A 24,653-nucleotide genomic window follows, 5' to 3' on the forward strand; every position below is an offset into this window, starting at 1 on the left:
GGCGCCGAATCGCGGAGGTTTCCCGTGCTCGGCGACCAGGCGTAGTGCGCCGTTGACGAGCCGGGCGAATATCCGGAGGCTCAGAGCGAACACGGCCACTCCCCGGTCAGGTGCGTTCGCAGCAATGCCGCGTGGGACAACGGTTTCGACAGGTTCTCGACATCACCGTTCGTCGTGTAGTCCAGCAGGACGATGTCCCGCTCCGCGCTCGCTTCGCGGAGCTCGCCGACCAGGTCGGCCAGCCGGTTCTCCAGGACCCAGCGGTAGGACGGCAGGTAGATCCGCCTTCGGGCCTGTTCGTACGCCAGCAGCTCCGAGCCCTCGACGCCGGTGCGGTGACCCACCACCTCGCCGTGTTTGCGGACCGTGCGCTTCAGGCCCTTCATCGACGTCACGCCCAGCTTCCCGACGTCGATTCCCGTGCCGCGGAAGACTTTCAGCGCCTGCCAGATCCCTTCGACCGACGCGCTCTCGACGCCCGGCGAGTACGGCACCGGGATCCCGCCGTGCGGGTAGAACGGGCTGAACCGCACCCAGGGCTCCGGCCCGCGCGACGTCACGTCCGCGATCAGCGCGCCGGGATGGCTTGCCGCCACAGTGTTTCTTCGCCGGTTGACCACGTGGACCGCCATGACTTCCCCCTTCGTCGGCGGCGCTTTGCCGCGTGATCGAGATCGTGCTCCGGGGGTCCGACAATTTCCGGGTTCCGGCGCCGGGGTTCACCCGAGTGGATGACATGGGCGACTTTCGCCGGTTCTTCCTGTCGGTGCCGGGTCCTAGACTGCGGACGCTCCGGAACCGGGCGATCACTGGGAGGACGTGCAAGATGAAGAAGGCACTCGTCACCGCGCTGGCGGTAGGCGCGATGTTCGCGGCCGGGAGTGGTGTCGCCACCGCGGACGACACCCCGCCACCGCCGAAGACCACGCACGGCCCCTGCCAGTACACCGAGACGCCGGACGAGCCGGCTTCGCGGCCGGTGCCGCTGCCGCCCGACCCGCGGCACACACCGGATCGCGGCAAGGTCGACGTCGCGGTCCCGACCAGTCAGGGCGCGCTGCCGTTGCGGCTCGACCGCGCGGAGGCGCCATGCACGGTGCAGAGCTTCCTGCACCTGGCGCAGCACCGGTTCTACGACCGCACGGTGTGCCACCGGCTGACGTCGTACCCGACGCTGAAGGTCCTGCAGTGCGGCGACCCGACCGCGACCGGTGAGGGCGGGCCGGGCTACAAGTACAAGGACGAGCTGCCGGTGAACCTGCCGCCGGTGCCCACCGACCCGACCGGCGCGCGGCGCGTCTACGCGCGGGGATTGCTGGCGATGGCCAACGCGGGTCCGGCCACGAACGGCTCGCAGTTCTTCGTCGTGTACGGCGATTCCGCGCTGCGGCCGGACTACACGGTGTTCGGCACGGTCGGCGCGGCGGGCTTGCGGACGCTCGACAAGGTCGCCGCGGGCGGTGTTCAGCCGACCGCGGATGACCCGGCGCCGGTCGACGGGACGCCGGTGCTGAAGACGGAACTGCTCCGGGTTCGGCCCGACTGCTGGTTCTGACGGGTGCCGCGGGCCGCCTCGACGGGGTGGCCCGCGGGCTCGGTAGGAGACTCGCTTGATAGGGGCGGGATTGGCGTGGTTGGGGCGGGGACGCGCGTGATTGAGGGCGGGGCCGGCGTGATCGGGGCCGGGACTCGTGTGATTGGGGCCGGAACTTGTGTGATTGCGGCCGGAACTTGTGTGATTGCGGCCGGGATGTGCGTGGCTAGGGCGTGACCGGCGTGATGGGGGTCGGACTGGCGCAGTGAGGTTGGTAGTCGCGCGGTTGAGGCTGGGGCCGGCGTGATCAAGGCCGGGACAGTGCGGGCGGGGCGGGATTCGGGTGATCGGCGGCGGAACTTGCTTGCATGGCGGCGGGATTCGTGCGCGCTGAGAGGCATCTTGTGTGATTGAGAGGGCATCACACGTGATTGGAGAGGCATCACGCGTGATTGGAGGGTCGACTCGCGTACCTGGGGAGTCGGCTCGCGTGCCTGGAGGGTCGGTTCGTGCCTGGGGAGTCGGCTCGCGTGTCTGGAGGGGCCGGCTTGTGCCTGGGAGTCCGGTTGCGTGTCTGGAGGGTCGGTTCGGGTGCCGGGCGAGTCGAGTTGTTTGCCTTGGGGGAGTGGGGTGAGGTGGGTTAGGTGTTGATTTCCCAGAGGGCCTCCAGCAGGGTTTGGAGGGCGCTGGGGAAGGCGTGGCTGGGTGGCGCGGCGTAGCCGACTATCAGGCCGCCGGGGCGGTTGGTGTCCATCCAGTAGCTGCCCAGGCCTTCGATGCCGATCGCGCGGCGGCGGCAGGCTGCCAGCGCTTCTGTTTCCGTGGGGCCGTCCGGGGGGAGCATCAGCAGGAGGTGCAGGCCCGCCGCGATGCCGTGGGGGCGGACCGTTTCCGGGAGGGCCGCCAGGAGGCGGGCTCGGCGGGAGCGGTACTCGGCCCGGCTGCGGCGGACGTGCTGGTCGTAGCCGCCCGAGTCGATCAGCTCGGCCAGGGCCAGCTGGTTCAGGATCGCCGGGTGGGAGCCGCTGTCCGCCATGGCCGCTCGGACCGGTTCGACCAGGGAACGGGGGAGGACCAGCCAGGCCAGGCGCAACGCCGGGGCGAGGGTTTTGCTGGCCGTGCCCGCGTAGATCACCCGTTCCGGTGCGAGCGCCTGCAGGGCGCCGACCTGCTGGTGGTCGAAGCGGAACTCGCCGTCGTAGTCGTCTTCCAGGACCAGGGCGCCCGAACGGGCCAGCTGGGTTCGGCGGTGCGGGGCGAGAGTCACGCCGGTGGGGTACTGGTGTGCCGCCGTGACGACCACCGCCGGACTGTCCAATGCGGACACGTCGAGGCCGTGTTCGTCCACCTCCACGCCGACGACTCGCGTTCCCTGAGCCGCCGCGATGTCCCGGTACATGTGCAGGGACGGGTTTTCGAACGCCATCTCGTTGATACTGAGGCCGGACAGGGCCCGGGCGAGGACGGCGATCGCGTGGGAATACCCGTGGCACACCACGATCCGCGCCGGGTCCGCGACCACGCCGCGGCTGCGCGCCAGGTACGCGGCGAGCGTGTCGCGCAGCTCCGGGGCGCCGAGTTCCGACTCGTAGCCGAACGCCGCCGCCGGGGTCCGCAGCAGGGCTCGGCGGGTCGCCGTGATCCAGGCCTGGCGGGGGAACGCCGTCAGATCCGGCCGGCCCGGCCGCAGGTCCCAGCGCGGGGCCGGGTCGCGGGGCGCCGGCCGGGGCGCGGACTGGGGGAGCGCGCCCGCCGTCGCGACGCGGGTCGGCGCGCCCTGGGTAGTGCGCAGGTAGCCCTCGGCGGCGAGGTCGGCGTAGACGCGGGTGACCGTGCCGCGGGCGACGCCGAGGTCCTGGGCCAGTGCCCGGGTGGACGGGACGGCCGCGCCCGGCTGCCAGCGGCCTTCGCGGATGGCCGCCCGGATCGCCGCGGCCAGGCCGGTGCGGCCGGTCTCCGGCTGCCAGCCGAGGTGGACGTCGAGGCCCGAACTGGTCCACGAATCTGCCATACGACTGGACCATACCCGTGGGCCAGTGCGAGCTAGCGTGGACACCATGACGAAGCGAATCGGACTCGGGCACGCGCCCGAGATCTACAAGGCGATGGCGAACGTGCAGGCCGAGGTGGACAAGGCCGCAGCCAACGCGGGGATCGAGCAGAAGCTGCTGGACCTGGTGAAGATGCGCGCGTCGCAGCTCAACGGCTGTGCGTTCTGCCTCGACATGCACAGCCGCGACGCGCTCGAGATCGGCGAGTCGCCGCGGCGGCTGTTCGTGCTCGACGGCTGGCGCGAGACGACCCTGTTCACCGAGCAGGAGCAGGCCGCCCTGGCCCTCACCGAGGCGATGACCAAGCTGGCCGCGACCCAGAGCGTCCCCGACGACGTCTACGACGAGGCCGTGCGCGTGTTCACCGAAGACCAGTACCGCGCCGTCGCGTGGCAGGTCATCGCGATCAACAGCTGGAACCGGGTGGCCGTCACCAGCCACTCGCCGCTGCCGAAGCGCGACGCGTGAGCGCCGCCGCGCTCAAGGCCCTGCACGTCCCGGGCAAGCCGCTGGTGCTGCCGAACGCCTGGGACGCCGACACCGCGAAGGTCGTCGAGGCTGCTGGGTTCCCGGCGATCGCGACCAGTTCGGTCGCCGTCGCGGCCTCCCTCGGCTTCCCCGACGGGGAGAAGGCGCCTGTCGACGAGATGTTCGCGGCCGCCGCGCGGATCGTGAAGGCCGTCGGTGTGCCCGTCACGGTGGACGCCGAGTCCGGCTACGGCCTGGATGGCGCCGAGCTGGCTGCCCGCCTCCTGGACGCCGGCGCGGCCGGCCTCAACTTCGAGGACACCGACAGCGTCACCGGGCAGGTCCGGCCGGTCGCTGTGCAGGCCGGGCGGATCGCCGCCCTGCGTGAAGCGGCCGGTGACGGCCTGGTGATCAACGCGCGCGTCGACTCGTTCCGCGGCGCGAGCGACCCCCGTGAGGTGCTGGCCGACAACGTCGCTCGCGCGAAGGCGTATTTCGAGGCGGGCGCCGACTGCGTCTACCCGATCCACCTGCGGACCGCGGACGTGCTCGCGGAGTTCGTGCAGGGCGTCGGCGGTGCGGTCAACGCGCCCGCGTGGCCGGGCAGCCCCGGCATCGCCGGGCTCGCCGAGCTGGGCGTGGCGCGGATCTCGCTGGGCGGCGGTCTGTGGGGCCACACCAGGAAGTTCCTCGCGGACACCCTGGCCGAGGTCGCCGAGGGCACCCTGCCGTACTGACCGGGGAATGGCCGAAGGCCGCCGCGAGGGGATCGGGAACACCCTCGCGACGGCCTTCGGTGTCGGTGACCGCTAGTGGGAGACGGCCTTCTCGGCGCCCGCGCCGGTCAGGGAGCGGACCTCCATCTCGGCGTACTTCTTCGCGTTGTGCTCCTTCGACAGGACCGTGCCGAGCCAGCCGAGGAAGAACGCGATCGGGATCGAGACCAGGCCCGGGTTGTCGAGCGGGAACCAGTGGAAGTCGACGCCCTGGAGCATCGACGCGCTCTTGTGCGTCTTCGGGTCGATCGGCTTGCCCGAGACCGCGGGGGAGAACACGATCAGGATGATCGTGATGGCCAGGCCGCCGTAGATCGACCACAGCGCGCCCTGGGTGTTGAACCGCTTCCAGAACAGCGAGTAGAGGATCGTCGGCAGGTTCGCCGACGCCGCCACCGCGAACGCCAGCGCGACCAGGAAGGCCACGTTCTGCCCGTTGGCCAGGATGCCGCCGAGGATGGCGACGGCGCCGATCACCAGGGCGGTGATCCGGGCGACCTTCACCTCCGAACCCGGCGTCGCCTTGCCCTTCTTGATGACGCTGGCGTAGACGTCGTGTGCGAACGACGCCGACGCCGTGATCGTCAGGCCCGCCACCACCGCGAGGATCGTGGCGAACGCGACCGCCGCGATCAGGCCCAGCAGGACCGGCCCGCCCAGTTCGAGCGCGAGCAGCGGTGCCGCCGAGTTCGCGCCACCGGGGGCGGCCTTGATCTTGTCCGGGCCGACCAGCGCGCCCGCGCCGTAGCCCAGCACCAGCGTGAACAGGTAGAACACGCCGATCAGCACGATCGCCCAGACCACCGAGCGACGCGCGTCGCGGGCGGTCGGCACGGTGTAGAAGCGCATCAGCACGTGCGGCAGGCCCGCGGTGCCCAGCACCAGCGCGATGCCGAGGGAGAAGAAGTCCAGTTTGGACGTTCCGGTGGCGCCGTACTGCTTGCCCGGGCCGAGCAGCGCTTCACCCGTCTTGCCCGCCTTGTCGACCGCGCCCTGCAGCAGCGACGAGAAGTTGAAGCCGTACTTCCCGAGCACCCACAGCGTCATCACGAGCGCGCCGACGATCAGCAGCGCGGCCTTGATGATCTGGACCCAGGTGGTGCCCTTCATGCCGCCGATGAGCACGTAGGCGATCATGATCACGCCGACGATGACGATGACCAGCGACTGGCCGGTCTTGCCCTCGATGCCCAGCAGCAGCGCGACCAGGCCGCCCGCGCCGGCCATCTGGGCCAGCAGGTAGAAGAACGACACGACCATCGTCGACGTCGCGGCCGCCGCGCGGACCGGCCGCTGCTTCATCCGGAACGCGAGGACGTCGCCCATCGTGAACTTGCCGGTGTTGCGCAGCAGCTCCGCGACCAGCAGCAGCGCGACCAGCCAGGCCACCAGGAAGCCGATGGAGTAGAGGAAGCCGTCGTAGCCGTAGATGGCGATCGCGCCCGCGATGCCGAGGAACGACGCCGCGGACAGGTAGTCACCCGAGATCGCGATGCCGTTCTGCGGGCCGGTGAACGCGCGGCCGGCGGCGTAGTAGTCCGACGCCGTCTTGCTGTTGCGGCTGGCCCGGAACACGATCACCAGCGTGATGATCACGAACACACCGAAGATGCTGATGTTGAGGAGCGGGTTGCTGCCTTCGACTCCCGCGGCGATGGTGGTGATCACGCCTGCTCCCCCTTCGTGCTGTCGGCTTCGATGTCCTCGCGGATCTTCTCCGCGATCGGGTCGAGACGGCGGTTCGCGTAGCGGACGTAGAGCCCGGTGATCACGAACGTCGAGACGAACTGCAGGAGACCGAAGATCAGGCCGATGTTGACGTTGCCGAAGACCTTCGTGCTCATGAAGCCGTGCGCGTAGTCGGCGAGCAGGACGTAGAGCAGGTACCAGAGCAGGAACAACGCCGCCATCGGGAAGACGAACCGGCGCAGGCGGCTGCGCAGCTCCCGGAACTCGGTGCTGTTGTGCGCGCGTTCCCAGACGGCGTCAGCCGTGTCCGGGGGTCCGCCGGGTTCCGTCGTGCTCATACTGCTCCCTCGCGACGTTGCGGATTCGAATGGGGTCCAGGGGCTTGCCCCTGGCTAGGGGGTCTGGGGCTTGGCCCCAGAAAAAGTGGTCCGCGTCACCGTAGGGAGCGGTAAGGCCCGCGTGAAGAATCAGCGGCTCAACAGCCTCGCGAGACGACGAACGGTTGACGAACGGTCGCGCGGCCTGGCCGAACGGGGTTCGTCCAGGTGCAGGCGGAGCATCGCGGACGTCGCCCAGAGCGGGGGCCGGCCGCGCAGGGAGACCAACGCCATTACGCCGAACGCCAGCGGTACCGACCAGGGTGCCGGTTGCTGCACCAAGATCGCCACCCAGCCGTGCAGTGCCGGGCCGGCGAGGGCGAACAGGATCGAGCCGGACGACGCGACGAGCCCGGTCAGGACACCGGCGATGCCGCCGGCCGCGGTCAGCCGCGGCCACCAGATGCCGAGCACGAGCAGCGGGCAGAACGTCGACGCGGCGACGGTGAAGCCCCACGTGACGAGCACCCCGGCGTCCAGTTCGGCCGAGCGCAGGGCCAGCAGCACCATCACCCCGGCGACGCCGAACACGGCGAACCGCAGCCGTCGCAGCCCACCGGGCACCAGGTCGTGCGCCAGCGCCCCGGACATCACCAGCAGCAGTCCGAGCGACGTCGCCAGGAACGCGGCGAACGCGCCCGCGGTCAGCAACGCCGTGAACAGCCCGCCGGCCCAGCCACTGTCCACTTGGTACGGCAGGGCGACGACGACCGTGTCGGTCGCGCCGGAGAGGTAGAGCCCGGGGACGAGGACGCGGCCGAGGACGCCGTAGATGCCGGGGAAGAGGTAGAAGATCCCCAGCAGGGCCACGGTGATCGCGGCGGTGCGGCGCGCGGCGCGGCCGTCCGGGCTGGTGTGGAAGCGCATGAGCACGTGCGGCAGGCCCATCGTGCCGAGCATCGTCGCGATGAGCACGGACCACGTGCCCAGCAGCGGGTAACCCTGGTCGCCGAGGTCGAGCAGCGGGCGCCGCCAGTCCGGGCCGCCGAGCGGGGCGCCACCGCGGACCGCGGGCACGGCCGTGCCTTCCCCGAACACGAAGACGTCCTGGCTGTGCGCGGTGAATTCGCCTGGCGGCAGGGTTTCCGCGAGGCCGTTGCGCCGGACGGCGGTCGGTTCGCGGATCACCATCGTGACGTCGACCTCGAACTTCACCGGCGTCTCGCGGGTGAAGTGGGTGAACTCGACGGGGTTCAGCGCGTCGGCCCGGTTGACCGCGCCCGCCTGCAGCACCAGCCAGATGGCCGGGATCAGGAACAGCAGCAGCTTCAGCACGAACTGGAACGCCTGGACGTACGTCGCCGCGCGCATCCCGCCCAGCGCCAGGGTGACGCTGACCGCGGCGCCGGCCAGCACGACGCCGACCCAGTACGGCGTGCCGCCGACCGCCGTCAGCACCAGTCCCGCGGTGCGGAACTGCGGGACGACGTAGATGGTGCCGATCACCAGCACCACGACGGCGGCGAGGCGGCGCAGGGCGGGGGAGTTGAGCCGGGCTTCGGCGAAGTCGGGCACCGTCAGCGCGCCCGAGCGCCGCATCGGCGCGGCGACCAGCACGAGCATCGCGATGTACCCGGCGGTGAAGCCGACCGGGTACCAGAGCGCACCGATGCCGTCCTTGACGACGAGCCCCGCGACGCCGAGGAACGACGCCGCCGACAGGTACTCACCCGACACCGCGGCCGAGTTGACCAGCGGTGAGATCCGCCGGGACGCCACGAGGAAGTCCGACGTCGTGCGCATCGCGGCGACCCCGCGGACGCCGATCAGCAGCGTCATGAGCACGACCGGCGCGACGGCGAGCGCGACGCCCACTACTCGTCCTCGATGCGCTCGGCTCGGCGCAGCTGCCAGCGCGCCAGCAGCGCCATCGACGGGTACGGCAGGACCGCGATCATCAGCCAGGACACCGGGATCCCCAGCAGCCGCACCGAATCGAGGCCGGGGAAGAGCGCGAACACCCCCGGCAGGCCCAGCAGCAGCGCGAACATCAGCACCAGCGCGGGGATGCCGTGCCGGCGTTGCGCGCGGTACAGCGCGGTGGCGCGCTGGGTCTCCGCCGGTGGCAGCCGCGGGACCCGCCAGCGGCCGCGTGAGCGACGTCGGGCGTGGGCGAGGCGCGTCTGCGGGCTGGTCACGGCGACCCGCCGGATCCTGCTCATCGCGCGCCCGGCCCGAGCCGGCCGCGCTGGGCGGCTTCGAGCAACCGGTCCCGCAGGTCACGCGCGTGGCGCCGGCTGACCGGGACGTCGCCCGCCTCGGTGTGCGCGAGCAGCCCGCCGGCGGAGTCGCTGCGCAGCTCCAGCACCGCGCCGACGGCGAGCAGGAACCCGCGGTGCACCCGGCTGAACCCGGTGCCCTCCCAGTACTCCTCGAGCCGTGAGATCGGCATCCGCACCAGGTGCACACCGCCGCGGGTGTGCAGCCGGACGTAGTCGCCGTGCGCCTCGACGAACAGGACGTCGTCCCGGCGGACGTAGCGGGTGCGGCCGCCGGACTCGACCGGGAGCGCGGCCATCGCGTCCGGCGTCGGCCGGCCCGCGGGCGTCGCCATCCGGCCGACCTTCGCCAGCGCTGCGGCGAGGCGTTCGGCCCGGACCGGTTTGAGCAGGTAGTCGACCGCGCCGATGCCGTACGCCGTGACGGCGTGGCCGTCGTGCGCCGTGACGAACACGATCACCGGCGGCTCGCTCAGCTTCGCCAGCAGCGACGCCAGTTCGAGCCCGTCGAGACCGGGCATCGAGATGTCGAGGAACACCGCGTCGAACCTGTCCGCCTGAAGCAGCTTCAACGCCTTCAGCGCGTCACCCGCGCCGACGACTTCGCCGACTTCGGGCGCTTCGCGCAGCATCCGGCACAGTTCGTCCAACGCGGGCGGCAGGTCGTCGACGGCGAGCACGCGCAGGCCGGTCACGGCAGCACTCCCGGCTGGAACAGCGGCACCCGCACGATCACCCGGGTGCCCGCCCCGACCTCGGTCTCCACGGTCAGGCCGTACCAGGCGCCGTAGACGTCCCGCAGTCGTCTGTCCACATTGGCCAGTCCCAGACCCGCGGCGTCGTCGTCGCCGACGCGCCCGGCGAGCAGGTCCGCGGCCCGCTTCGGGTCCATGCCGACCCCGTCGTCCTCGACGACGATCACGCAGTCGTTCCCTTCCGCCTGGCCGTGCACCTGGACCAGCCCGGCCTCCGGGCGCGGCTCGATGCCGTGCCGGATCGCGTTCTCCACCAACGGTTCCAGCACGAGGTACGGCACCGCGACGGCGAGGATCTCCGGCGCGACCCGCACCTGGACGCGCAGCCGCTCGCCGAGCACCGCCCGCTGCAGCGCCAGGTACGTCTCGATCGCGCGGAACTCCTCGGCGACGACGGTGTACTCGCCGTGCCGGGCCAGGCTGTAGCGCGTGTAGTCGGCGAAGTCGAGCATCAGGTCCCGCGCGCGGTCGGGGTCCGAGCGCACCAGCGACGCGATGACGGTGAGCGCGTTGTAGACGAAGTGCGGCGACATCTCGGCCCGCAGCGCGCGCAGTTCGGCCTGGGCGGCCTGTTCGGCGGACGCCTCGAGCCGGCCGCGTTCCAGCGCCCGGATGACCAGGTCCGCGGCTTGGCCGGCGACGGAATCCCGGACGTCGCCGACGACCAGCAGCGCCCCGGCCAGCTCGTCGTGGGCGTGCAGCGGCAGCACGAGGACGTCGTCGGCGGAGGCCGGTTCCTCGCTGTGCAGCACGCCGTCCAGCACCGTCGCGACGACGTCGTCCGGCCCGGGACGGCCCGACCAGTGCAGTACCCCGGACAGGTCGGTGAGGCCGACGCCGGGGAAGCCGAACAGCCGCCGCAGGCCGTGCGCGGCGCGGCGGGCGCGGGTGCCGGACAGGCCGTCACGCAGGTCGTCGGTGATCCGGCGGGCCGCGGCGAGCACCGGCAGCGGGTCGGCGCGGGACGCCGCCCCCAGGCGCAGCGCGGTCATCGGGCCTCCCCTCGGCGACGGTGTCCAGGGCAGTAGATCCTACGGTGCCACGGTCCCGCCAGGTCCGGCCGTGGCCAGCAGCTCCGCGTCGGCCGGGAAGGGCCGGTCGGGCAGTGAGATCCAGCCGGTCGTCCGGGTCTCCTTCACCGCCACCGACACCGGCCGGAACGTCGTCGGGTCGAGCCCGTCGCTGTGCCGGACGACCTCGTCGAAGAACCACGCCGAGGTGATCAGCGCCAGCACTCCCCGCGACGTCTTGAGCGCCTCCTTGAGCGGCGGTGCCTCCAGCAGCCGGAACGAGTGGTTGATCGACGGCGCGGTGACGCCGTGGTCGTCGTAGGCGATTTCGCCCGCGTGCAGCGCCATCCGGAGCCGGATCCGCGCCCCGGCGTCGTGGGTCAGGTTGTGCCGGTGCAGCGCCACGGCGAGCGCGTTCGGCAGGAACTCGACGAACGGCCCCTTGGGGATCTCCGGCGGGACCAGGACGAACACCCCGTCGCCGCAGTCCTCGTTCCGGCAGTCCGCCCAGGGGACGCCCGCGTCGTCGAACGCCCGGCGCAGGGCGCTGTACAGCCCTTCGCGCAGCGCCAGCCGGTGGGGCGTGGTCCGGCGCGGATCGCCGTACCCCTCCACGTCCACTGCGAAGATCGTCCGGTGCACTGCCGGCCTCTCGTACCCCATCGCACCCTCCCCGGCGGCTCGTGCATGTGCCGATGCATGTGCAGTCAGTGTGACGTAAGACGCCCGTCCGGGGGAATGACCCATGCGGTGAGTGGTTCCCCTGCCACGGTGACCGGCAGTGAGGAAAGCCCAGTTCAGAGGCCCCGTGAGAGGCGCGCACACCTCTCACGGGGCCTCTGACGGACGGGTCAGCAGCTCTGCTTGTAGAAGTACTGAGAGTTGGCCGCCATGTCGTCCTTGGTGATCGAGTGCAGCTGCGCGGTCAGGTTCCGGGTCACCGGCTTGCCCTCGAGCGCCGCGACCGCCTGGTCGACACCCTGGGTGCCGATCGACGCCGGGTCCTGCGCGATCAGGGCCTGGTACTGGCCGTTCTTGAGGCCTTCGACCTCGGACGGGCTGGCGTCGAAGCCGATCAGGTTGACCGCGCCGACCTTGCCGGAGTTGCGCAGGCCGGTCGCCGCGCCCTCACCGGTGTTGAGGTTGGTCGCGAAGACGCCGATGAGGTCCGGGGTGGCGGCCAGCGCCGCGGTCACCTTGGACGCGGCCTGGTCGGGCTCGTTCTGGGTGAACTGGACGCCGACCGACTTCAGGTTCGGCGTGTTCTTCAGCTCCTCCTCGAAGCCCTTGACGCGGGCGGCCGTCGTCGACGTGCCGGCGATGGTGTCGAGCACCAGCACCGAGCCGCTCTTGCCGGCGGCCAGCTTGGCCATGGTCTGCGCGGCGAGCTTGCCGCCCGCGGCGTTGTCGGAGGAGACGGACGACTCCGCGACACTGGTGTCCTTGAGCGAGGTGTCGACCTCGACGATCTTCGTGCCGCGCGCCTTGACCTGCTGGATCGGCGCGAGCATCGCCGTGTCGTCGGTGGGCGCGATGAGCAGCGCGGCCGGCGGGTTCGTGCCGAGCGCGTTGACGAGCTGGGTCTGCAGCGGCGCGTCGAACTTCTGGGGCGCCTGCGTGGTCAGCTCGTAGCCGAGCTTCTTCGCCTCGGCCTGCGCGCCGCACTGCAGCGAGATGTAGAACGGCTCGGCCTGCACACCCGGGATCAGCGCGAGCTTCTTGGCGTTGGCCGAGTTGGCCTGGCTGCTGCCGCCGCCGGTGTCGCCCACCGTGCCGGAACCGCACGCGGTGAGCAGCGCGGCGGCGGACGCCAGCGCCCCGGCCGCGACGAGCGTCTTGGTCAAGTTCATCGGAAGCACCTCTTTGTACTCGGGGAACTCGGGGAGTCAGCGGGAGTTGCGCTGGCGGCGGCGGCGCTGGTCGAACCAGACGGCCGCGATCAGCACGGCGCCGACCGCGATCATCTGCCAGAAGTCCGGGACGCCGGTGATGTTGAAGCCCTTCTTCAGCACCGCCGGGATGAACACGCCGATCACGGTGCCGAGCACCGAGCCGACACCGCCGAAGAGGCTCGTCCCGCCCATCACCGTCGCCGCGATGGCGTTGAGGTTGTCGCTGGTGTGCCCGGTGATGGTGGTCGAGTTGTAGTAGGCCAGCGACAGGAACCCGGCGAGCCCGGCCAGCACGCCGGTCAGTGTGTAGACCTTCATCAGGTGGGCGGTGACGCCGATGCCCGCGCGTCGCGCGCCTTCGGCGTTGGAACCGATGGCGAAGGTGTAGCGGCCGAACTTCGTGGTGTGCAGCAGCCACGCGCCGATCAGCGTGATCACCACGGCGATCAGCACCAGGTTCGGGACGACGCCGAACGACGTGCCGTAGCCGAGCTGCTTGTTGAGCACGACCGGGACCGTGCGCACGTCGCTGCCGTTGTTGATCAGCAGGGACGCGCCGAGTGCCGCGCCCATCGTGCCGAGCGTGACGATCAGCGGCGGGATGCCCGCGACCGCGATGAGGAAGCCGTTGACCAGGCCCCACACCGTGCCGGCCAGGATGGCGACGACCAGCCCGACGATGATCACGCCCCAGCCCGCGCCGCCGGCGTCACCGCCGGACATGGCTTCCATCGTCTTGCCGCCGACCATGCCGGCGAAGATGAGCACCGAGCCCACCGACAGGTCGATGCCCGAGGTGATGATCACGAACGTCATGCCGACCGAGAGCACCAGCAGCACGGCCGTTTCGATGAGCAGCAGCTGGAAGTTGTAGACCGTCGGGAACGCGTCCGGCGCGAGCACGCTGAACACCACGATCAGCGCCACCAGCACCAGCGCGATCCAGAACGTGTTGGCGCCGATCAGGCGTTTCCCCAGGGGGCGCTTGCCGAAGCCTTCCTCCACAGTGGACTGGATTTCCGGGGCCGGGGCGCTCACGCCGCCTCCTCCTGCACGAGGGCGCCGGTCATCGCGGCGACGAGGTCTTCCAGCTTGGTGCCCGCGCCGGCGAATCGGGCCACGCGCTTGCCGAGCCGGAGCACCTCGACGCGGTCGGCGACCGACAGCACCTCGGGCATGTTGTGGCTGATCAGCACGACGGCGATGCCCTTGTCGCGCACCTTCTTGATGACGTCGAGCACGCGCTCGCGCTGCACGACGCCGAGCGCGGCGGTCGGCTCGTCCATGAACACGACCTTGGACGCCCACACGACCGAGCGTGCCACGGCGACGCTCTGCCGCTGCCCGCCCGACAGCGAGCCGATCGGGACGTCGGTGCTCTGCAGCGTCACGCCGAGCCGCTGGAACTCCTCGATCGCCCGGCGGCGCATCTCGGCCTTGTCCAGCATCCCGAGCTTGCCGAGGATCCCCTTGCGGTGGATTTCCCGGCCCAGGAACAGGTTCGCGGCCGGATCCAGCTCCGGTGCGACGGCCAGATCCTGGTAGACGGTCTCGATGCCCAGGCGCCGGGCCGTCGTCGGGGAGTCGAAGTGCACTTCCGCGCCGTCCAGGAGGATCTTCCCCGACGTCGGCTGCTCCGCGCCGGAGAGGCACTTGACGAGCGTCGACTTGCCGGCGCCGTTGTCGCCGATCAGCGCCGTGACCTCACCCGCGCGGGCCTGGAACGACGCTCCTCGCAGTGCTTCGACCGACCCGTAGTGCTTTGTCAGGTCGATCGCGTCCAGCAGGATTTCGCTCATCCGGTCCGCCCTTCGAGGGCCGGCGGGCGGCAGCGGATCACCGTCGCGGTGCCGGAAAGTTCGGTCTGGCCCGCGTCGAACGGGACGACGAACGTGTCGCCCTTGGCCAGTGCGTGTTCGCCACCGTGCTCGGTGCGCAGGGTGCCTTCGCCGTCGAGGACGACCAGCACCGCGAACGACGGGTCGAGTGACAACGTTGTCACTTCGGTCGTGCGAAGCTGCTCGGCTTGGAAGAACCGCTCCGAGCCGGCGGCGAGCAGATCCACCGTGGCCGCGGTGTCGCCCGCGGTCCGCTTGATGATGGTTTCGAGGCGTCCGGCGTCCCAGCCGGACGTGTCCAGCGCCTCGATCGCGGTGTCGAAACCGAGCCCGAGGTGGCCCTTTTCCGGCGACGCGAGGAAGTCACGCCACTCGATGGTCAGCGAGAAGTCCGTCGGCTGCTGCAGCTCGACGACGAAGACACCCTCGCCGATCGCGTGCGGCAGGCCGGAGGGGATGTAGACGGTGTCGCCCGCGGTCACCGGGACGCTGTTCAACGCGCCCAGCATCGACGGCACGTCCTGCTCCCGCGTCCACTCGGACACCGTCGCCTTGGAGAGCGTCTCCTTGAAGCCGGGGTAGACGCGCGGGTCGTCGCCGTAGGTGCCGACCACGATCCACGCCTCGGTCTTACCGAAGTGCGAGTCGAAGTGCTGCTTCGCGAACGCGTCGTCCGGGTGGAAGTGGACGGGCAGCCGCTGGCCCGCGTCGAGGAGCTTGACCAGCAGGCCGGTCGACGTCCCGAGCGCCTCGACGTGCTTGGCGCCGAGCCACCCCGGGGCGTCGGCCTCGACGGCGTCGCGCAGCCAGGCGCCGTTCGGGAGCCGGGTCAGGCCGTCGGTCTCCTGGCCGAACATGGTGCTGACCGAGGCGACCCAGTCCTCCGGGCCGAACTTCTTGTCGGATGAGGCGCCGCGCAACGCCGCGATGGCGTCGCCCCCGCGGTAGAACTGCGGCGGCTGGTTGGCCGGAAGCCGGATCGGTTCGAGGGTCACGGGGCGACCTCACCGGAACCACGGGCGACGAGATGCACGGGCAGGACTACCTTTCTCGGCGGGGACTGGTCTCCTTGGACACGGGCGAAGAGCAGCTCGGCCGCGGCGTGGCCCAGCGCGCTCACGTCGTGCGCGATCACGGTGACCGGCGGGTCCAGCAGGTCCGCCAGCTCGAAGTCGTCGAAGCCGACCATCGCCGGGCGGTACTCCGCGTGGGCCAGGGCCCGCAGCAGGTGCACGGCGACCCGGTTGTTGCCCGCGATCACGGCGGTGGCGGCGTCGGGCCCGTGCAGCAGGCGCTTCACGGCGTCGCCGATGAACTCCTGCGTCGGGGTGTGCATGGAGACCAGGGACTCGTCGTAGGAGATGCCGTTGCGCACGCAGCCTTCACGGAACCCGCGCAGGCGCTCGGCCGCGGTGAAGATGTCCGGGCTGTCGCCGAGGAACGCGATCCGCCGGTGACCGTGTTTCGCCAGGTGGGTGACGGCTTCGATGGTGCCGCCGAGGTTGTCGACGAGCACCGTGTCGGCGACGATGTCGCCCGCCGGGCGGTCGATGAACACCACAGGCGTGCCCGCGCGCATCTCCGGCACCAGGTAGCCGTGCTGCAGACCGGCCGGGACGACGAGGATGCCGTCCACCCGCCGCGCGCAGAACTCCAGCACGAGCTCGCGCTCGCGGTCGGAGTTCTCCTCGGACGAGCCGGTGAGCACCTGCCGGCCGAACGACGTCGCGATGCGTTCCACCGCGCGGTTCAGCTCGGAGTAGAAGGGGTTGCCGACGTCCTCGACGATCAGCCCGATGGTCCCGGTGGTCGACCCGCGGCGCAGGTTCCGCGCGCCGAGGTTGCGCCGGAAGCCCAGCTGCTCGATGGCCGCCATGACCCGCTCGGCGGTGTCCGGGTGCACCGCCGGTTCGTCGTTGACCACGCGCGAGACGGTCTTGATGGACACGCCCGCCAGCCTGGCCACATCGCTCATCGTGGCCCGGCGGCTCGCGGTGCGCGTGCTGCCGTCCCGGTCCCGGCCGGGTGGAGACAACGTTGTCATAGTGCACGGGATTGAACGCCAAGGTCCCGGTGCTTGTCAACGCCTTGGGCGCGGATTGTGCCGATTCGACTACGGAAGTTGTAGGTCAGACGGCTGATCAGCTTGTCCGGAAGTGGACAGGTGTTGACAGCACCCTTGACTGTCTCGTGAGCCGCTGCCCAAGGTGGCCCGGTTCGACCGAGCGCGCGACAAGGTTGTCATTCACCCTCTGGTCGCGCTGATGTGGTGGAGAGGCGATGGCGATGGCGCGAGCGCGCTGGAGAGCCGGTTCGATCTTGTTAGCCCTGGCGGTGACGGCTGCGGTGGCTCCCGCGATGCCCGCCGCGGCGGCCCCCGCGACCGATTTCGCGAAGTGGGTCAACCCCTTCGTCGGCACCCGCCCCGGCGGCGAGGACCACGGCACCGGCGGTGGCGCCGGCAACACGTTCCCGGGCGCGGTCGCGCCGTTCGGCATGGTCCAGTGGAGCCCGGACACCGTGAAGTCCCAGCCCGGCGGGTACTTCTACGACGACAACGCGCTCAACGGCTTCAGCCTGACGCACCTGTCGGGTGCGGGCTGTTCGACCTATCAGGACATTCCGTTCATTCCGTACGTCGGTGAGGTGTCGTCGTCCCCGGCGACCGATCCCGGGCACTACACGTCGAAGTTCTCGCACGCCAACGAGCACGCGACGGCCGGCGCCTACGACGTCACCCTCGACAGCGGCGCCAAGGTCGAGCTGAGCGCGACCCAGCGCACCGGCTCCGCGCGGCTGACCTACCCGGCCGGCGCGTCCTCGACGCTGCTGGTCAACACCTCCGGCTCGGTCAACGGCACCGACGACGCGTCGATCACCATCGGCAAGGACACCATCAGCGGCTGGGCCACCAGCGGCCGCTTCTGCGGCGCGCAGAACAGCTACCGCGTCTACTTCTCGGCCAAGTTCGACACGCCGTTCGAGTCGATCGGCACTTGGAAGAACGGCGCCGTGACGCCCGGTAAGTCCGCCGAAACCGGTGGCGCCAAGGCGAAGGTCGCGCAGCCCAACGGCGTCAACGCCTCGATCGCGCGCCCGGCCAAGGCCAAGCAGCAGGACACCACCGTGTCCGGCCCGGGCAGCGGCGGGTACGTCACCTTCGCCAACCTCAACGGCGCGCAGGTGAACGTCCAGGTCGGACTGTCCTTTGTGTCCGTCGACGGCGCGAAGGCCAACCTCAAGACCGAGAACACCAAGAAGTCGTTCGACACTGTGGCCGCGGCCGCGCGCAAGGCGTGGAACGACCAGCTCGGCAAGATCGCCGTCTCCGGTGGCTCGGACGCCGATATGACGACGTTCTACACCTCGCTGTACCACTCGCTGATCCAGCCGAACGTCTTCTCCGATGTGGACGGTCAGTACCCGGGCTTCGACGGGCGGATCCACAAGGCCGACAAGGGCCACGCGATGTACACGAACTTCTCCGGCTGGGACATCTACCGCTCGGAGGTCCCGCTCCTGGCGACGATCGACCCGAAGGAGACCTCGGACATCGTCCGGTCGATGATGGCCTACGCTGAGCAGGGCGGGTCGTGGGACCGCTGGACGGTGGCCAACGACTACACCGGCGTGATGAACGGCGACCCGTACCACATCATCGTCTCCAGCGCGTACGCGTTCGGCGCGCGTGACTTCGACGCCCAGAAGGCGTTGCTGCTCATGATCAAGGGCGCTACCCAGCCGACGCAGGGTTACACCGAGCGGCCGGGCCTGGAGGACTACCAGAAGCTCGGCTACGTGCCGGGCGCCGGCGCGGACACGCTCGAGTACACCAGCGCCGACTTCTCCATCGCCGAGTTCGCCAAGCGGCTCGGGGACAACGCGACATACACGACGTTCATGAAGCGCGCGCAGAACTGGCAGAACCTCTACAACCCGGGCACCGGTCACCTGCAGCCGCGCAACGCGGACGGCTCGTTCGCCGGCACCTACGACCCCGCCAGCTCGCAGGGCTGGGTCGAGGGCAACGGCGCGCAGTACGAGTGGATGGTGCCCTACGACCTCGGCGGCGTCGTGACGGCGTTCGGCGGTCCCGCGGCGACGCAGTCCCGGCTGGACACCTTCTTCACGAAGCTGAACGCGGGCACGCAGGAGCCGTACGCCTTCATGGGCAACGAGCCGAACTCCAACGCGCCGTACGTCTACTCCTACGCGGGCGCTCCGGCCAAGACCCAGTCGATCGTGCACCGCTCGATGGACGAGCTGTACAACCCGAATCCCGAAGGGCTGATCGGCAACGACGACCTCGGCCAGATGTCGGCCTGGTACGTCTGGTCCGCGCTGGGCATCTACCCGGAGATCCCGGGCCGCGCCGAGACGCTGCTCGTCACCCCGCGCTTCGAGCACACCGTGCTCACCACCGGCGCGGGCAAGAAGATCACGATCAACGCGCCGGGCACCGGTGACTACGTGGGCAGCCTGAAGGTCAACGGTGGCGCGGCTTCGAAGGCGTGGCTGCCGGAGGCGCTCATCACCAGCGGCGGCACGCTCGACTACACCCGCTCCGCCACGGCCACCTCGTGGGGCAGCGCCGCGGCCGACGCGCCGCCGTCGTTCCGCGAGCAGGAGAAGCCGAGCCTGTCCTTTGTGGACCCGGCCCGCGCGGTGACCCCCGCGGGGTCGACGTCTCAGGCCTCGGTGGGCGTCCAGGACCTCTCCGGCACCGCCCGGACCTGGACCTACAGCGCGGGCAGCGTCGACGGGATCACGCTGACCCCGGCGTCGGGCAGCATCGCCGTCCCGGCGGGCGGCAAGGCGCACGCCGACCTGACGGTTTCGGTGCCGGCGGGGCTGGCCGACGGCGCCCGCCGCATCCCGGTGACGTTCTCGTCGCCGGGGGTGGCTTCGACGCAAGCGGTGCTCACGGTGCTGGTCGCGCAGCCGAACAGCTGGCTGGCCACGGTGAACAACGCGGGCATCTCGCCGGACTCCGACTCGTCGGCGGCCAACTTCGACGGCGGCGGCTGGAGCTACTCGGCCGACGCGCTGGCCGCGGCCGGCGCCACCCCGGGCGGCACGGTGACCAGTGACGGCATCAAGTTCACCTGGCCGTCGTTCCCGGCCGGCGACCCCGACAACGCGGTCGCGAACGGCCAGACGGTCAACGTCACCGGCACGGGCACCCGGCTCGCGCTGCTCGGCGCCGGCTCGAACGGCAACGCGCAGGGCACGCTGACCATCACCTACACCGACGGCAGCAAGTCGACCGCCACGATCGGGACGTCCGACTGGACGCTCGGCGGCGGCGGCGCGCAGCCGTCGTTCGGCAACCGGATCGTGCTGTCGACGCCGTACCGCAACGCCGCGGGCAGCGACCCGCAGCAGATCCGCACGATGATCTTCGGCACGGCGCCGATCACCCTCGACGCGGGCAAGACGGTGGCCAGCGTGACGCTGCCGTCCAACGTCAGCGGCGGCGTGCTGCACGTCTTCGCCATCGCCATCGGTTAGCAGTTGTTGTTGTCCGTGAAGGCCTCCTTACCGGCTCTTATGGCCGGTAAGGAGGCCTTCACGGCTTTCGTCGTTTCAGGGAGGAAGCTCGATGAGGAGCAAGGTCCTGGCGGGTGCGCTGACGCTCGCCGTCGTGGCGACGGGGGTGAGCCCTGTCGTCGCGGAAGCGGCCGGCGGGGACGCGCTCGACGCCGTCAACACGTTCATCGGCACGCAGGACGAGGGCAACACGTTCCCCGGCGCGTCGGCGCCGTTCGGGATGACGCAGGTCAGCCCCATCACCTCGCACTACGCCGGCTACCGCTACACCGACACCGCGATCCGCGGCTTCGGCCACTTCTTCCTGTCGGGCGCAGGCTGCTGGGAGCAGGGCGGCCTGGTCTCGACGCTGCCGACGACCGGCGAGATCGGGCCTGGCAAAGCGTTCGACACGACCAAGCCGGCGACCTTCGACCAGACGAAGTACGCGGCGCCGTTCACCCACGACGGCGAGGTCGGCAAGCCCGGCTACTACAAGGTCCACCTGACCGGCTACGGCGGTGTCGACGTCGAGACGACCGCGGCGACCCGGGCCGGCGCCGAGCGGTACACCTTCACGAAACCCGGTGACAACAACGTCTTCGTCAACGTCGGGCAGGCCAACGACAAGGAACCGGTGACCGGCAGCAGCATCCGCGTCGTCGACGACCGGACCGTCGAAGGCACCGTGGAGTCGCAGGCGTTCTGCGGCGGCAAGTCCTACACGACGTACTTCACGACGAAGTTCGACAAGCCGTTCAAGGCGTCCGGCACGTGGTCGCCGACCGGCGGCACTCCCGGCAGCAAGGAGTCGAGCGGTGGCGCGGGCCTGCGCGGCGCGTGGCTGACGTTCGGCGGCTCGAGCCAGGTCACCGCGACCACCGCGATCTCCCAGGTGGACGCGCAGGGCGCGCGGGGCAACCTGGCCGCCGAGCACATCCGGTCGTTCGACGCGGCGAAGGCCGACGCCCAGCGCACCTGGCGGCGGGAACTGTCCAGTGTGGACATCAAGGGCGGCACGACCGACGACCGGACCGTGTTCTACACCTCGCTCTACCACACGCTGCTGCAGCCGCTGACCGCCAACGACGCGGACGGCCGCTACTACGGCTTCGACAAGAAGGTCCACCGCGCGGTCGGCTGGACGTACTACGACTTCTTCTCCCTGTGGGACACCTACCGCACGCAGAACCAGCTCCTGGCGCTGCTGCGGCCGGACCGCGCGAAGGATATCGCCAAGAGCATCCTGGCCATCCACGACCAGGGTGGCTGGCTGCCGCGGTGGGCGTACGCCAGCCAGGAGACGAACACGATGACCGGTGACCCGGTCACGCCGTTCCTGGTGGACCTCTGGCGGTTCGGCGCGCTGTCGGGCAACGAGATGCGTGCCTACCAGGCGTTGCTGCAGAACTCGACGCGAATCCCGCCCGCGTCGTCGTCGTTCCAGGGCCGCTCGGGCAACGCGAGCTACCAGCAGGACGGGTTCGTCCAGTACGACCCGGACTTCCCGAAGAAGGGGCAGGACACCGACCCGAACCACGGCGCGTCGGCCACCCTCGAGTACGCGCTCGGCGACTGCTCCCTGTCGGTCATGGCGGCGGCGCTCGGCAAGAAGTCCGACGCGGCGGCGCTGTCGGAGCAGGCCCGGACCTACCGGACGCTCTGGGACGCGTCGCAGACCGACCGCGGCTTCACCGGCTTCTTCCGGCCGAAGGTCGCGGGCGGTGACTGGTTCACCCCCGCCACCGGGCCGTACAGCCCGCAGAGCCAGGACGGCTTCCACGAGGGCACGGCCTGGCAGTACCAGTGGCTGGTCCAGCAGGACGTCCCCGGCCTGGTCCAGCGGATGGGCGGCCCGGCGGCCACCGGCAAGCGCCTGGACGACTTCTTCGCCTACGACGAGCTGGTGAAGGACCCGGCGGCGGCCGTCCGCGAGAACTGGGTGGTCGGCCCGTACGACTACTACGACCAGTTCCGCTACAACCCGAACAACGAGCCCGACCTGCACTCGCCGTGGATGTACGCGCTCACCGGGCAGCCGGCGAAGACGTCCGGGGTCGTGCGGGCCGCGCACACGCTGTTCACGAACGCGCCCAACGGCGTCACCGGCAACGACGACCTCGGCACGATGTCGGCCTGGTACGTCTTCAGCGCGCTCGGGCTCTACCCGGCCGTCCCAGGGACTGGGAACTTCGTGCTCAACGCGCCGCGGTTCGAGCGGTCCGTGCTGCACCTGGAGAACGGGCGCGACGTCACCATCAAGGCGCGCGGCGCCGACGGCTCGAAGCTGCAGTACATCTCGGGCCTCGAGGTCGGCTCGAAGCGCAGTGACAAGGTTTACGTCGGTTTCGAGCAGCTGAAGAGTGGCACGACGCTGGACTTCGGTCTCACCACGGATGCCGCGAAGGCGACGTGGGGCACTTCGCCGTCCGCAGCACCGATTTCCCCGTGTTCTGACTAGATAGCGCCGCTCACGAACGTGGTCCGGACCACAATGGACCGGTGCCCGGGCCACGTTCGTGAGCAGGGTCACGGGCCCCGGTGTTCCGGTGAGCGCCGTCACGCCTCACACTGGGTACCAGCACGTCCGACAACGCCGTTGACGTCCGAGGCAGTCCGCTTTGGATGGTGTGTCGGGCGGCTTTTCTGTGTCAGGACCAAAGTGGTGAGACCCCACAGGAGGAAGAAGTGTCCAGCAAGGCCGCTCTAGTGTTCCGCGTGGCCGCAGTCGCCGAAGCCCTTTCCTGGGCCGCGCTGCTTGTCGGGATGTTCCTCAAGTACGTCGTGCACTCCTCCGGTGAGGGCGGCGTGCCCGTCATCGGCATGGTGCACGGCGTGATCTTCGTCCTGTACGTGGTCGTCTCCCTGTCCGTGGCGAAGCCGCTCGGCTGGCGCCCGAAGACGCTGGTCCTCGCGCTGCTCGCGAGCATCCCGCCGCTGTTCACCTGGCTGTTCGAGAAGTGGGCGCTGCGCAACGGCAAGCTCGACGGCCCGCAGCGGCTGACCCACGGCGGTGTCGGCCTGTTCCAGGTGCGGGAGCCCGTCGCCGCCTGATTCCCAGTACGTGAGAAAGGCCCGCGTCGTCGACGCGGGCCTTTCTCGTATCCGAACGGCTACTCGGTGAAGTCCCCGGTCGCGCGGCGGACCTTCGTCAGCAGGTCGGTGAGCTGCTCGGTCTGGCGTTCGGTCAGTCCGTTGAGCCCGAAGTCGATCTCGGTGACCGCCGCGGTCGCCGTCTCGCGGCGCTTGCGGCCCTCGTCGGTGATCTCCACCAGCGTCGTGCGGCGGTCGGTCGGGTGCGGGACGCGCTTCACGAGCCCGTCGCGCTCCAGCCGGTCGACTATGTTGGTGACACTGGTGGGGTGCAGCTGGAGCCGCTCGCCCATCACCCGCATCGGCAGGCTGGCGCTGCGGGCGAAGGTGAGCAGCACCAGCGCTTCGTACCGGGCGAAGGTCAGGCCGTGCGGCTTGAGCGCGCCGTCCACCGCGGACTGGATGATCTGCTGGACCCGCATCACGCCGGTGACCGCGGCCATGGTGCCGGAGGGCCCGATCCGGGCCTCCCAAAGCTGTGCCGCGCGGGCGATCGGGTCGAACGGCAGCGGACGGTTCATGACACGCGAAGTTACCAGCGGGTACCGGCGCGTGTCGCCCGACCGGCGGAAAGAGCACCGAAGAAGGGACTTCCGAGCATGATCGTCGCGTTCAGTGTCAGCCCGGCCGGCGGGGATCCCGACGGCGGAGTCAGCGAAGCCGTCGCCCGCGCGGTGAAGGTGGTCCGCGAGTCCGGGCTGCCCAACTCGACCAACGCCATGTTCACCAACGTCGAAGGCGAGTGGGACGAGGTGATGGACGTCGTCAAGCGCGCGGTCGAGGCCGCGGGGGCGGGCTCGGCGCGCGTCGGGCTCGTCCTGAAGGCCGACATCCGGCCCGGCTTCGAAGGCCAGCTCGAGGCCAAGGTGGACCGGATCGAAGCCCACCTCCGCGACGGCTCGTGAGTGTTCAGGGCGGTTCTAACCGCCCTAAACACTCACGACGGGCTTACGGGAGGGGCGGGGTGAAGGCGACCGTCCAGCGGCCTTCGTCGGTCGTCACCGTCAGCGGGTAGCTGAACGGCCGGCCGTCGGCGAGGACACCCTCGACCGTCGCGCGGGTCGGCTCGCGCTCGTCCGGGGCCAGGCCGACCGTGACGCTGTGGACGCCGTTGCCGGCCAGGACCGCGACGTAGTCCTTGGCGAAGTCGTCCGCGCCGGAGCCGGGGTAGTCGAGCAGGCCGGCGAGGGCGTCCGAATCGTGCGCGGCGAGCGCCGTGGCCAGGCGGTCGCGCAGCTCGGCGGGGGAGGCCGCGCCCGGGTCCGGCTGGTGCACGATCAGCAGCGTCACCGCGCCGATCCAGGTGACGGCGGCGGCGATCGACAGCCCCACTTTGACGTCCCGCCGGATGTGCACGCGGCCGAGCCTGCCCCAGCCACGGCGTCCTGCCAAGCGGACGTGCCGGGCACCCGGTGAAACACT

The 24,653-nt window shown here is 70.5% G+C and carries 23 protein-coding genes; 7 read left to right on the forward strand and 16 right to left on the reverse strand.

Annotation, left to right across the window (positions count from 1 at the left end; genetic code table 11):
• Positions 1-80: 80 nt before the first annotated feature.
• Positions 81-632 carry a DUF6939 family protein gene (locus OHS18_RS38955; RefSeq protein WP_328614160.1) on the reverse strand — a complete coding sequence of 184 codons (552 nt, stop codon included), beginning with the start codon at positions 630-632 and terminating at the stop codon, positions 81-83.
• A 194-nt stretch (positions 633-826) separates the two neighbouring features.
• Here OHS18_RS38955 and OHS18_RS38960 point away from each other — a divergent pair, with 194 nt between their 5' ends.
• Positions 827-1,555, forward strand: coding sequence for a peptidylprolyl isomerase (locus OHS18_RS38960; protein WP_328614161.1), 729 nt, complete (start codon positions 827-829; stop codon positions 1,553-1,555).
• A gap of 619 nt (positions 1,556-2,174) precedes the next feature.
• Here the strand turns inward: OHS18_RS38960 and pdxR are convergent.
• On the reverse strand, positions 2,175-3,545 hold the full coding sequence (gene pdxR / locus OHS18_RS38965; protein ID WP_328614162.1) for a MocR-like pyridoxine biosynthesis transcription factor PdxR: 1,371 nt from the start codon (positions 3,543-3,545) through the stop codon (positions 2,175-2,177).
• A 46-nt stretch (positions 3,546-3,591) separates the two neighbouring features.
• Here pdxR and OHS18_RS38970 point away from each other — a divergent pair, with 46 nt between their 5' ends.
• Together OHS18_RS38970 and OHS18_RS38975 are read left to right on the forward strand one after the other, a co-directional pair.
• Entirely contained in the window at positions 3,592-4,053 is a 462-nt protein-coding gene (locus tag OHS18_RS38970) for a carboxymuconolactone decarboxylase family protein (RefSeq protein ID WP_328614163.1), read from the forward strand.
• Positions 4,050-4,790 carry an isocitrate lyase/PEP mutase family protein gene (locus OHS18_RS38975; protein WP_328614164.1) on the forward strand — a complete coding sequence of 247 codons (741 nt, stop codon included), beginning with the start codon at positions 4,050-4,052 and terminating at the stop codon, positions 4,788-4,790. The genes OHS18_RS38970 and OHS18_RS38975 overlap by 4 nt, the downstream gene beginning before the upstream one ends.
• A 72-nt stretch (positions 4,791-4,862) precedes the next feature.
• Here OHS18_RS38975 and OHS18_RS38980 read toward each other — a convergent pair whose 3' ends face one another.
• From OHS18_RS38980 to OHS18_RS39035, 12 genes are all read right to left on the reverse strand, one after another.
• Positions 4,863-6,494: a solute symporter family protein gene (locus tag OHS18_RS38980; RefSeq protein WP_328618654.1), complete on the reverse strand. Its 1,632-nt coding sequence runs from the start codon at positions 6,492-6,494 to the stop codon at positions 4,863-4,865.
• Positions 6,494-6,856 carry a DUF485 domain-containing protein gene (locus OHS18_RS38985; RefSeq protein ID WP_328443927.1) on the reverse strand — a complete coding sequence of 121 codons (363 nt, stop codon included), beginning with the start codon at positions 6,854-6,856 and terminating at the stop codon, positions 6,494-6,496. Before OHS18_RS38985 ends, OHS18_RS38980 begins: the two co-directional genes overlap by 1 nt.
• Positions 6,857-6,985: 129 nt before the next feature.
• On the reverse strand, positions 6,986-8,710 hold the full coding sequence (locus OHS18_RS38990; protein ID WP_328443926.1) for a sodium/solute symporter: 1,725 nt from the start codon (positions 8,708-8,710) through the stop codon (positions 6,986-6,988).
• On the reverse strand, positions 8,710-9,057 hold the full coding sequence (locus OHS18_RS38995) for a hypothetical protein (protein WP_328614165.1): 348 nt from the start codon (positions 9,055-9,057) through the stop codon (positions 8,710-8,712). Before OHS18_RS38995 ends, OHS18_RS38990 begins: the two co-directional genes overlap by 1 nt.
• Positions 9,054-9,809 carry a LytR/AlgR family response regulator transcription factor gene (locus tag OHS18_RS39000; RefSeq protein ID WP_328614166.1) on the reverse strand — a complete coding sequence of 252 codons (756 nt, stop codon included), beginning with the start codon at positions 9,807-9,809 and terminating at the stop codon, positions 9,054-9,056. Before OHS18_RS39000 ends, OHS18_RS38995 begins: the two co-directional genes overlap by 4 nt.
• On the reverse strand, positions 9,806-10,861 hold the full coding sequence (locus tag OHS18_RS39005) for a sensor histidine kinase (RefSeq protein WP_328614167.1): 1,056 nt from the start codon (positions 10,859-10,861) through the stop codon (positions 9,806-9,808). The genes OHS18_RS39000 and OHS18_RS39005 overlap by 4 nt, the downstream gene beginning before the upstream one ends.
• A gap of 39 nt (positions 10,862-10,900) precedes the next feature.
• A complete protein-coding gene (locus OHS18_RS39010; protein WP_328614168.1) occupies positions 10,901-11,542 on the reverse strand; it encodes a hypothetical protein in 642 nt (213 codons plus the stop codon).
• A 188-nt stretch (positions 11,543-11,730) separates the two neighbouring features.
• Complete coding sequence (locus OHS18_RS39015; RefSeq protein WP_328614169.1) at positions 11,731-12,729, reverse strand: ABC transporter substrate-binding protein; 999 nt, start codon at positions 12,727-12,729, stop codon at positions 11,731-11,733.
• A 36-nt stretch (positions 12,730-12,765) separates the two neighbouring features.
• The gene (locus OHS18_RS39020; protein ID WP_328443916.1) at positions 12,766-13,809 is read right to left on the reverse strand and encodes an ABC transporter permease; all 1,044 of its coding nucleotides are present in this window, start codon (positions 13,807-13,809) and stop codon (positions 12,766-12,768) included.
• Positions 13,806-14,570, reverse strand: coding sequence for an ATP-binding cassette domain-containing protein (locus OHS18_RS39025; RefSeq protein WP_328614170.1), 765 nt, complete (start codon positions 14,568-14,570; stop codon positions 13,806-13,808). Before OHS18_RS39025 ends, OHS18_RS39020 begins: the two co-directional genes overlap by 4 nt.
• A complete protein-coding gene (locus tag OHS18_RS39030; RefSeq protein ID WP_328614171.1) occupies positions 14,567-15,604 on the reverse strand; it encodes a class I mannose-6-phosphate isomerase in 1,038 nt (345 codons plus the stop codon). The genes OHS18_RS39025 and OHS18_RS39030 overlap by 4 nt, the downstream gene beginning before the upstream one ends.
• The gene (locus OHS18_RS39035) at positions 15,601-16,584 is read right to left on the reverse strand and encodes a LacI family DNA-binding transcriptional regulator (RefSeq protein ID WP_323337544.1); all 984 of its coding nucleotides are present in this window, start codon (positions 16,582-16,584) and stop codon (positions 15,601-15,603) included. Before OHS18_RS39035 ends, OHS18_RS39030 begins: the two co-directional genes overlap by 4 nt.
• 311 nt (positions 16,585-16,895) lie before the next feature.
• Here OHS18_RS39035 and OHS18_RS39040 point away from each other — a divergent pair, with 311 nt between their 5' ends.
• From OHS18_RS39040 to OHS18_RS39050, 3 genes are all read left to right on the forward strand, one after another.
• Entirely contained in the window at positions 16,896-20,120 is a 3,225-nt protein-coding gene (locus OHS18_RS39040; protein WP_328618655.1) for a GH92 family glycosyl hydrolase, read from the forward strand.
• Positions 20,121-20,211: 91 nt separating this feature from the next.
• The gene (locus OHS18_RS39045; protein WP_328614172.1) at positions 20,212-22,599 is read left to right on the forward strand and encodes a GH92 family glycosyl hydrolase; all 2,388 of its coding nucleotides are present in this window, start codon (positions 20,212-20,214) and stop codon (positions 22,597-22,599) included.
• A gap of 227 nt (positions 22,600-22,826) precedes the next feature.
• The gene (locus OHS18_RS39050; RefSeq protein WP_247061728.1) at positions 22,827-23,192 is read left to right on the forward strand and encodes a DUF3817 domain-containing protein; all 366 of its coding nucleotides are present in this window, start codon (positions 22,827-22,829) and stop codon (positions 23,190-23,192) included.
• Between the two features lie 59 nt (positions 23,193-23,251).
• On the opposite strand, the gene OHS18_RS39055 is transcribed toward OHS18_RS39050, so the two are convergent.
• Positions 23,252-23,752: a MarR family winged helix-turn-helix transcriptional regulator gene (locus OHS18_RS39055; RefSeq protein ID WP_328443912.1), complete on the reverse strand. Its 501-nt coding sequence runs from the start codon at positions 23,750-23,752 to the stop codon at positions 23,252-23,254.
• Positions 23,753-23,830: 78 nt separating this feature from the next.
• On the opposite strand from OHS18_RS39055, the gene OHS18_RS39060 reads away from it, so the two are divergent.
• Positions 23,831-24,136, forward strand: coding sequence for a thiamine-binding protein (locus tag OHS18_RS39060; protein WP_328614173.1), 306 nt, complete (start codon positions 23,831-23,833; stop codon positions 24,134-24,136).
• Positions 24,137-24,179: 43 nt separating this feature from the next.
• Here OHS18_RS39060 and OHS18_RS39065 read toward each other — a convergent pair whose 3' ends face one another.
• Positions 24,180-24,587, reverse strand: coding sequence for a hypothetical protein (locus tag OHS18_RS39065; protein ID WP_328614174.1), 408 nt, complete (start codon positions 24,585-24,587; stop codon positions 24,180-24,182).
• Positions 24,588-24,653 lie beyond the last annotated feature (66 nt).

The organism is Amycolatopsis sp. NBC_00355 (genome assembly GCF_036104975.1).
In the GTDB taxonomy this organism is placed as follows: domain Bacteria; phylum Actinomycetota; class Actinomycetes; order Mycobacteriales; family Pseudonocardiaceae; genus Amycolatopsis.

What these genes read in the sequence shown, in the direction of transcription:
- OHS18_RS38955 (WP_328614160.1), bottom strand. Translation starts at nt 632, where the DNA reads ATGGCGGTCCACGTGGTCAACCGGCGAAGAAACACTGTGGCGGCAAGC.
- OHS18_RS38960 (WP_328614161.1), top strand. Translation starts at nt 827, where the DNA reads ATGAAGAAGGCACTCGTCACCGCGCTGGCGGTAGGCGCGATGTTCGCG.
- pdxR (WP_328614162.1), bottom strand. Translation starts at nt 3,545, where the DNA reads ATGGCAGATTCGTGGACCAGTTCGGGCCTCGACGTCCACCTCGGCTGG.
- OHS18_RS38970 (WP_328614163.1), top strand. Translation starts at nt 3,592, where the DNA reads ATGACGAAGCGAATCGGACTCGGGCACGCGCCCGAGATCTACAAGGCG.
- OHS18_RS38985 (WP_328443927.1), bottom strand. Translation starts at nt 6,856, where the DNA reads ATGAGCACGACGGAACCCGGCGGACCCCCGGACACGGCTGACGCCGTC.
- OHS18_RS38995 (WP_328614165.1), bottom strand. Translation starts at nt 9,057, where the DNA reads ATGAGCAGGATCCGGCGGGTCGCCGTGACCAGCCCGCAGACGCGCCTC.
- OHS18_RS39005 (WP_328614167.1), bottom strand. Translation starts at nt 10,861, where the DNA reads ATGACCGCGCTGCGCCTGGGGGCGGCGTCCCGCGCCGACCCGCTGCCG.
- OHS18_RS39010 (WP_328614168.1), bottom strand. Translation starts at nt 11,542, where the DNA reads ATGGGGTACGAGAGGCCGGCAGTGCACCGGACGATCTTCGCAGTGGAC.
- OHS18_RS39015 (WP_328614169.1), bottom strand. Translation starts at nt 12,729, where the DNA reads ATGAACTTGACCAAGACGCTCGTCGCGGCCGGGGCGCTGGCGTCCGCC.
- OHS18_RS39025 (WP_328614170.1), bottom strand. Translation starts at nt 14,570, where the DNA reads ATGAGCGAAATCCTGCTGGACGCGATCGACCTGACAAAGCACTACGGG.
- OHS18_RS39035 (WP_323337544.1), bottom strand. Translation starts at nt 16,584, where the DNA reads ATGAGCGATGTGGCCAGGCTGGCGGGCGTGTCCATCAAGACCGTCTCG.
- OHS18_RS39040 (WP_328618655.1), top strand. Translation starts at nt 16,896, where the DNA reads ATGGCGCGAGCGCGCTGGAGAGCCGGTTCGATCTTGTTAGCCCTGGCG.
- OHS18_RS39045 (WP_328614172.1), top strand. Translation starts at nt 20,212, where the DNA reads ATGAGGAGCAAGGTCCTGGCGGGTGCGCTGACGCTCGCCGTCGTGGCG.
- OHS18_RS39055 (WP_328443912.1), bottom strand. Translation starts at nt 23,752, where the DNA reads ATGAACCGTCCGCTGCCGTTCGACCCGATCGCCCGCGCGGCACAGCTT.
- OHS18_RS39060 (WP_328614173.1), top strand. Translation starts at nt 23,831, where the DNA reads ATGATCGTCGCGTTCAGTGTCAGCCCGGCCGGCGGGGATCCCGACGGC.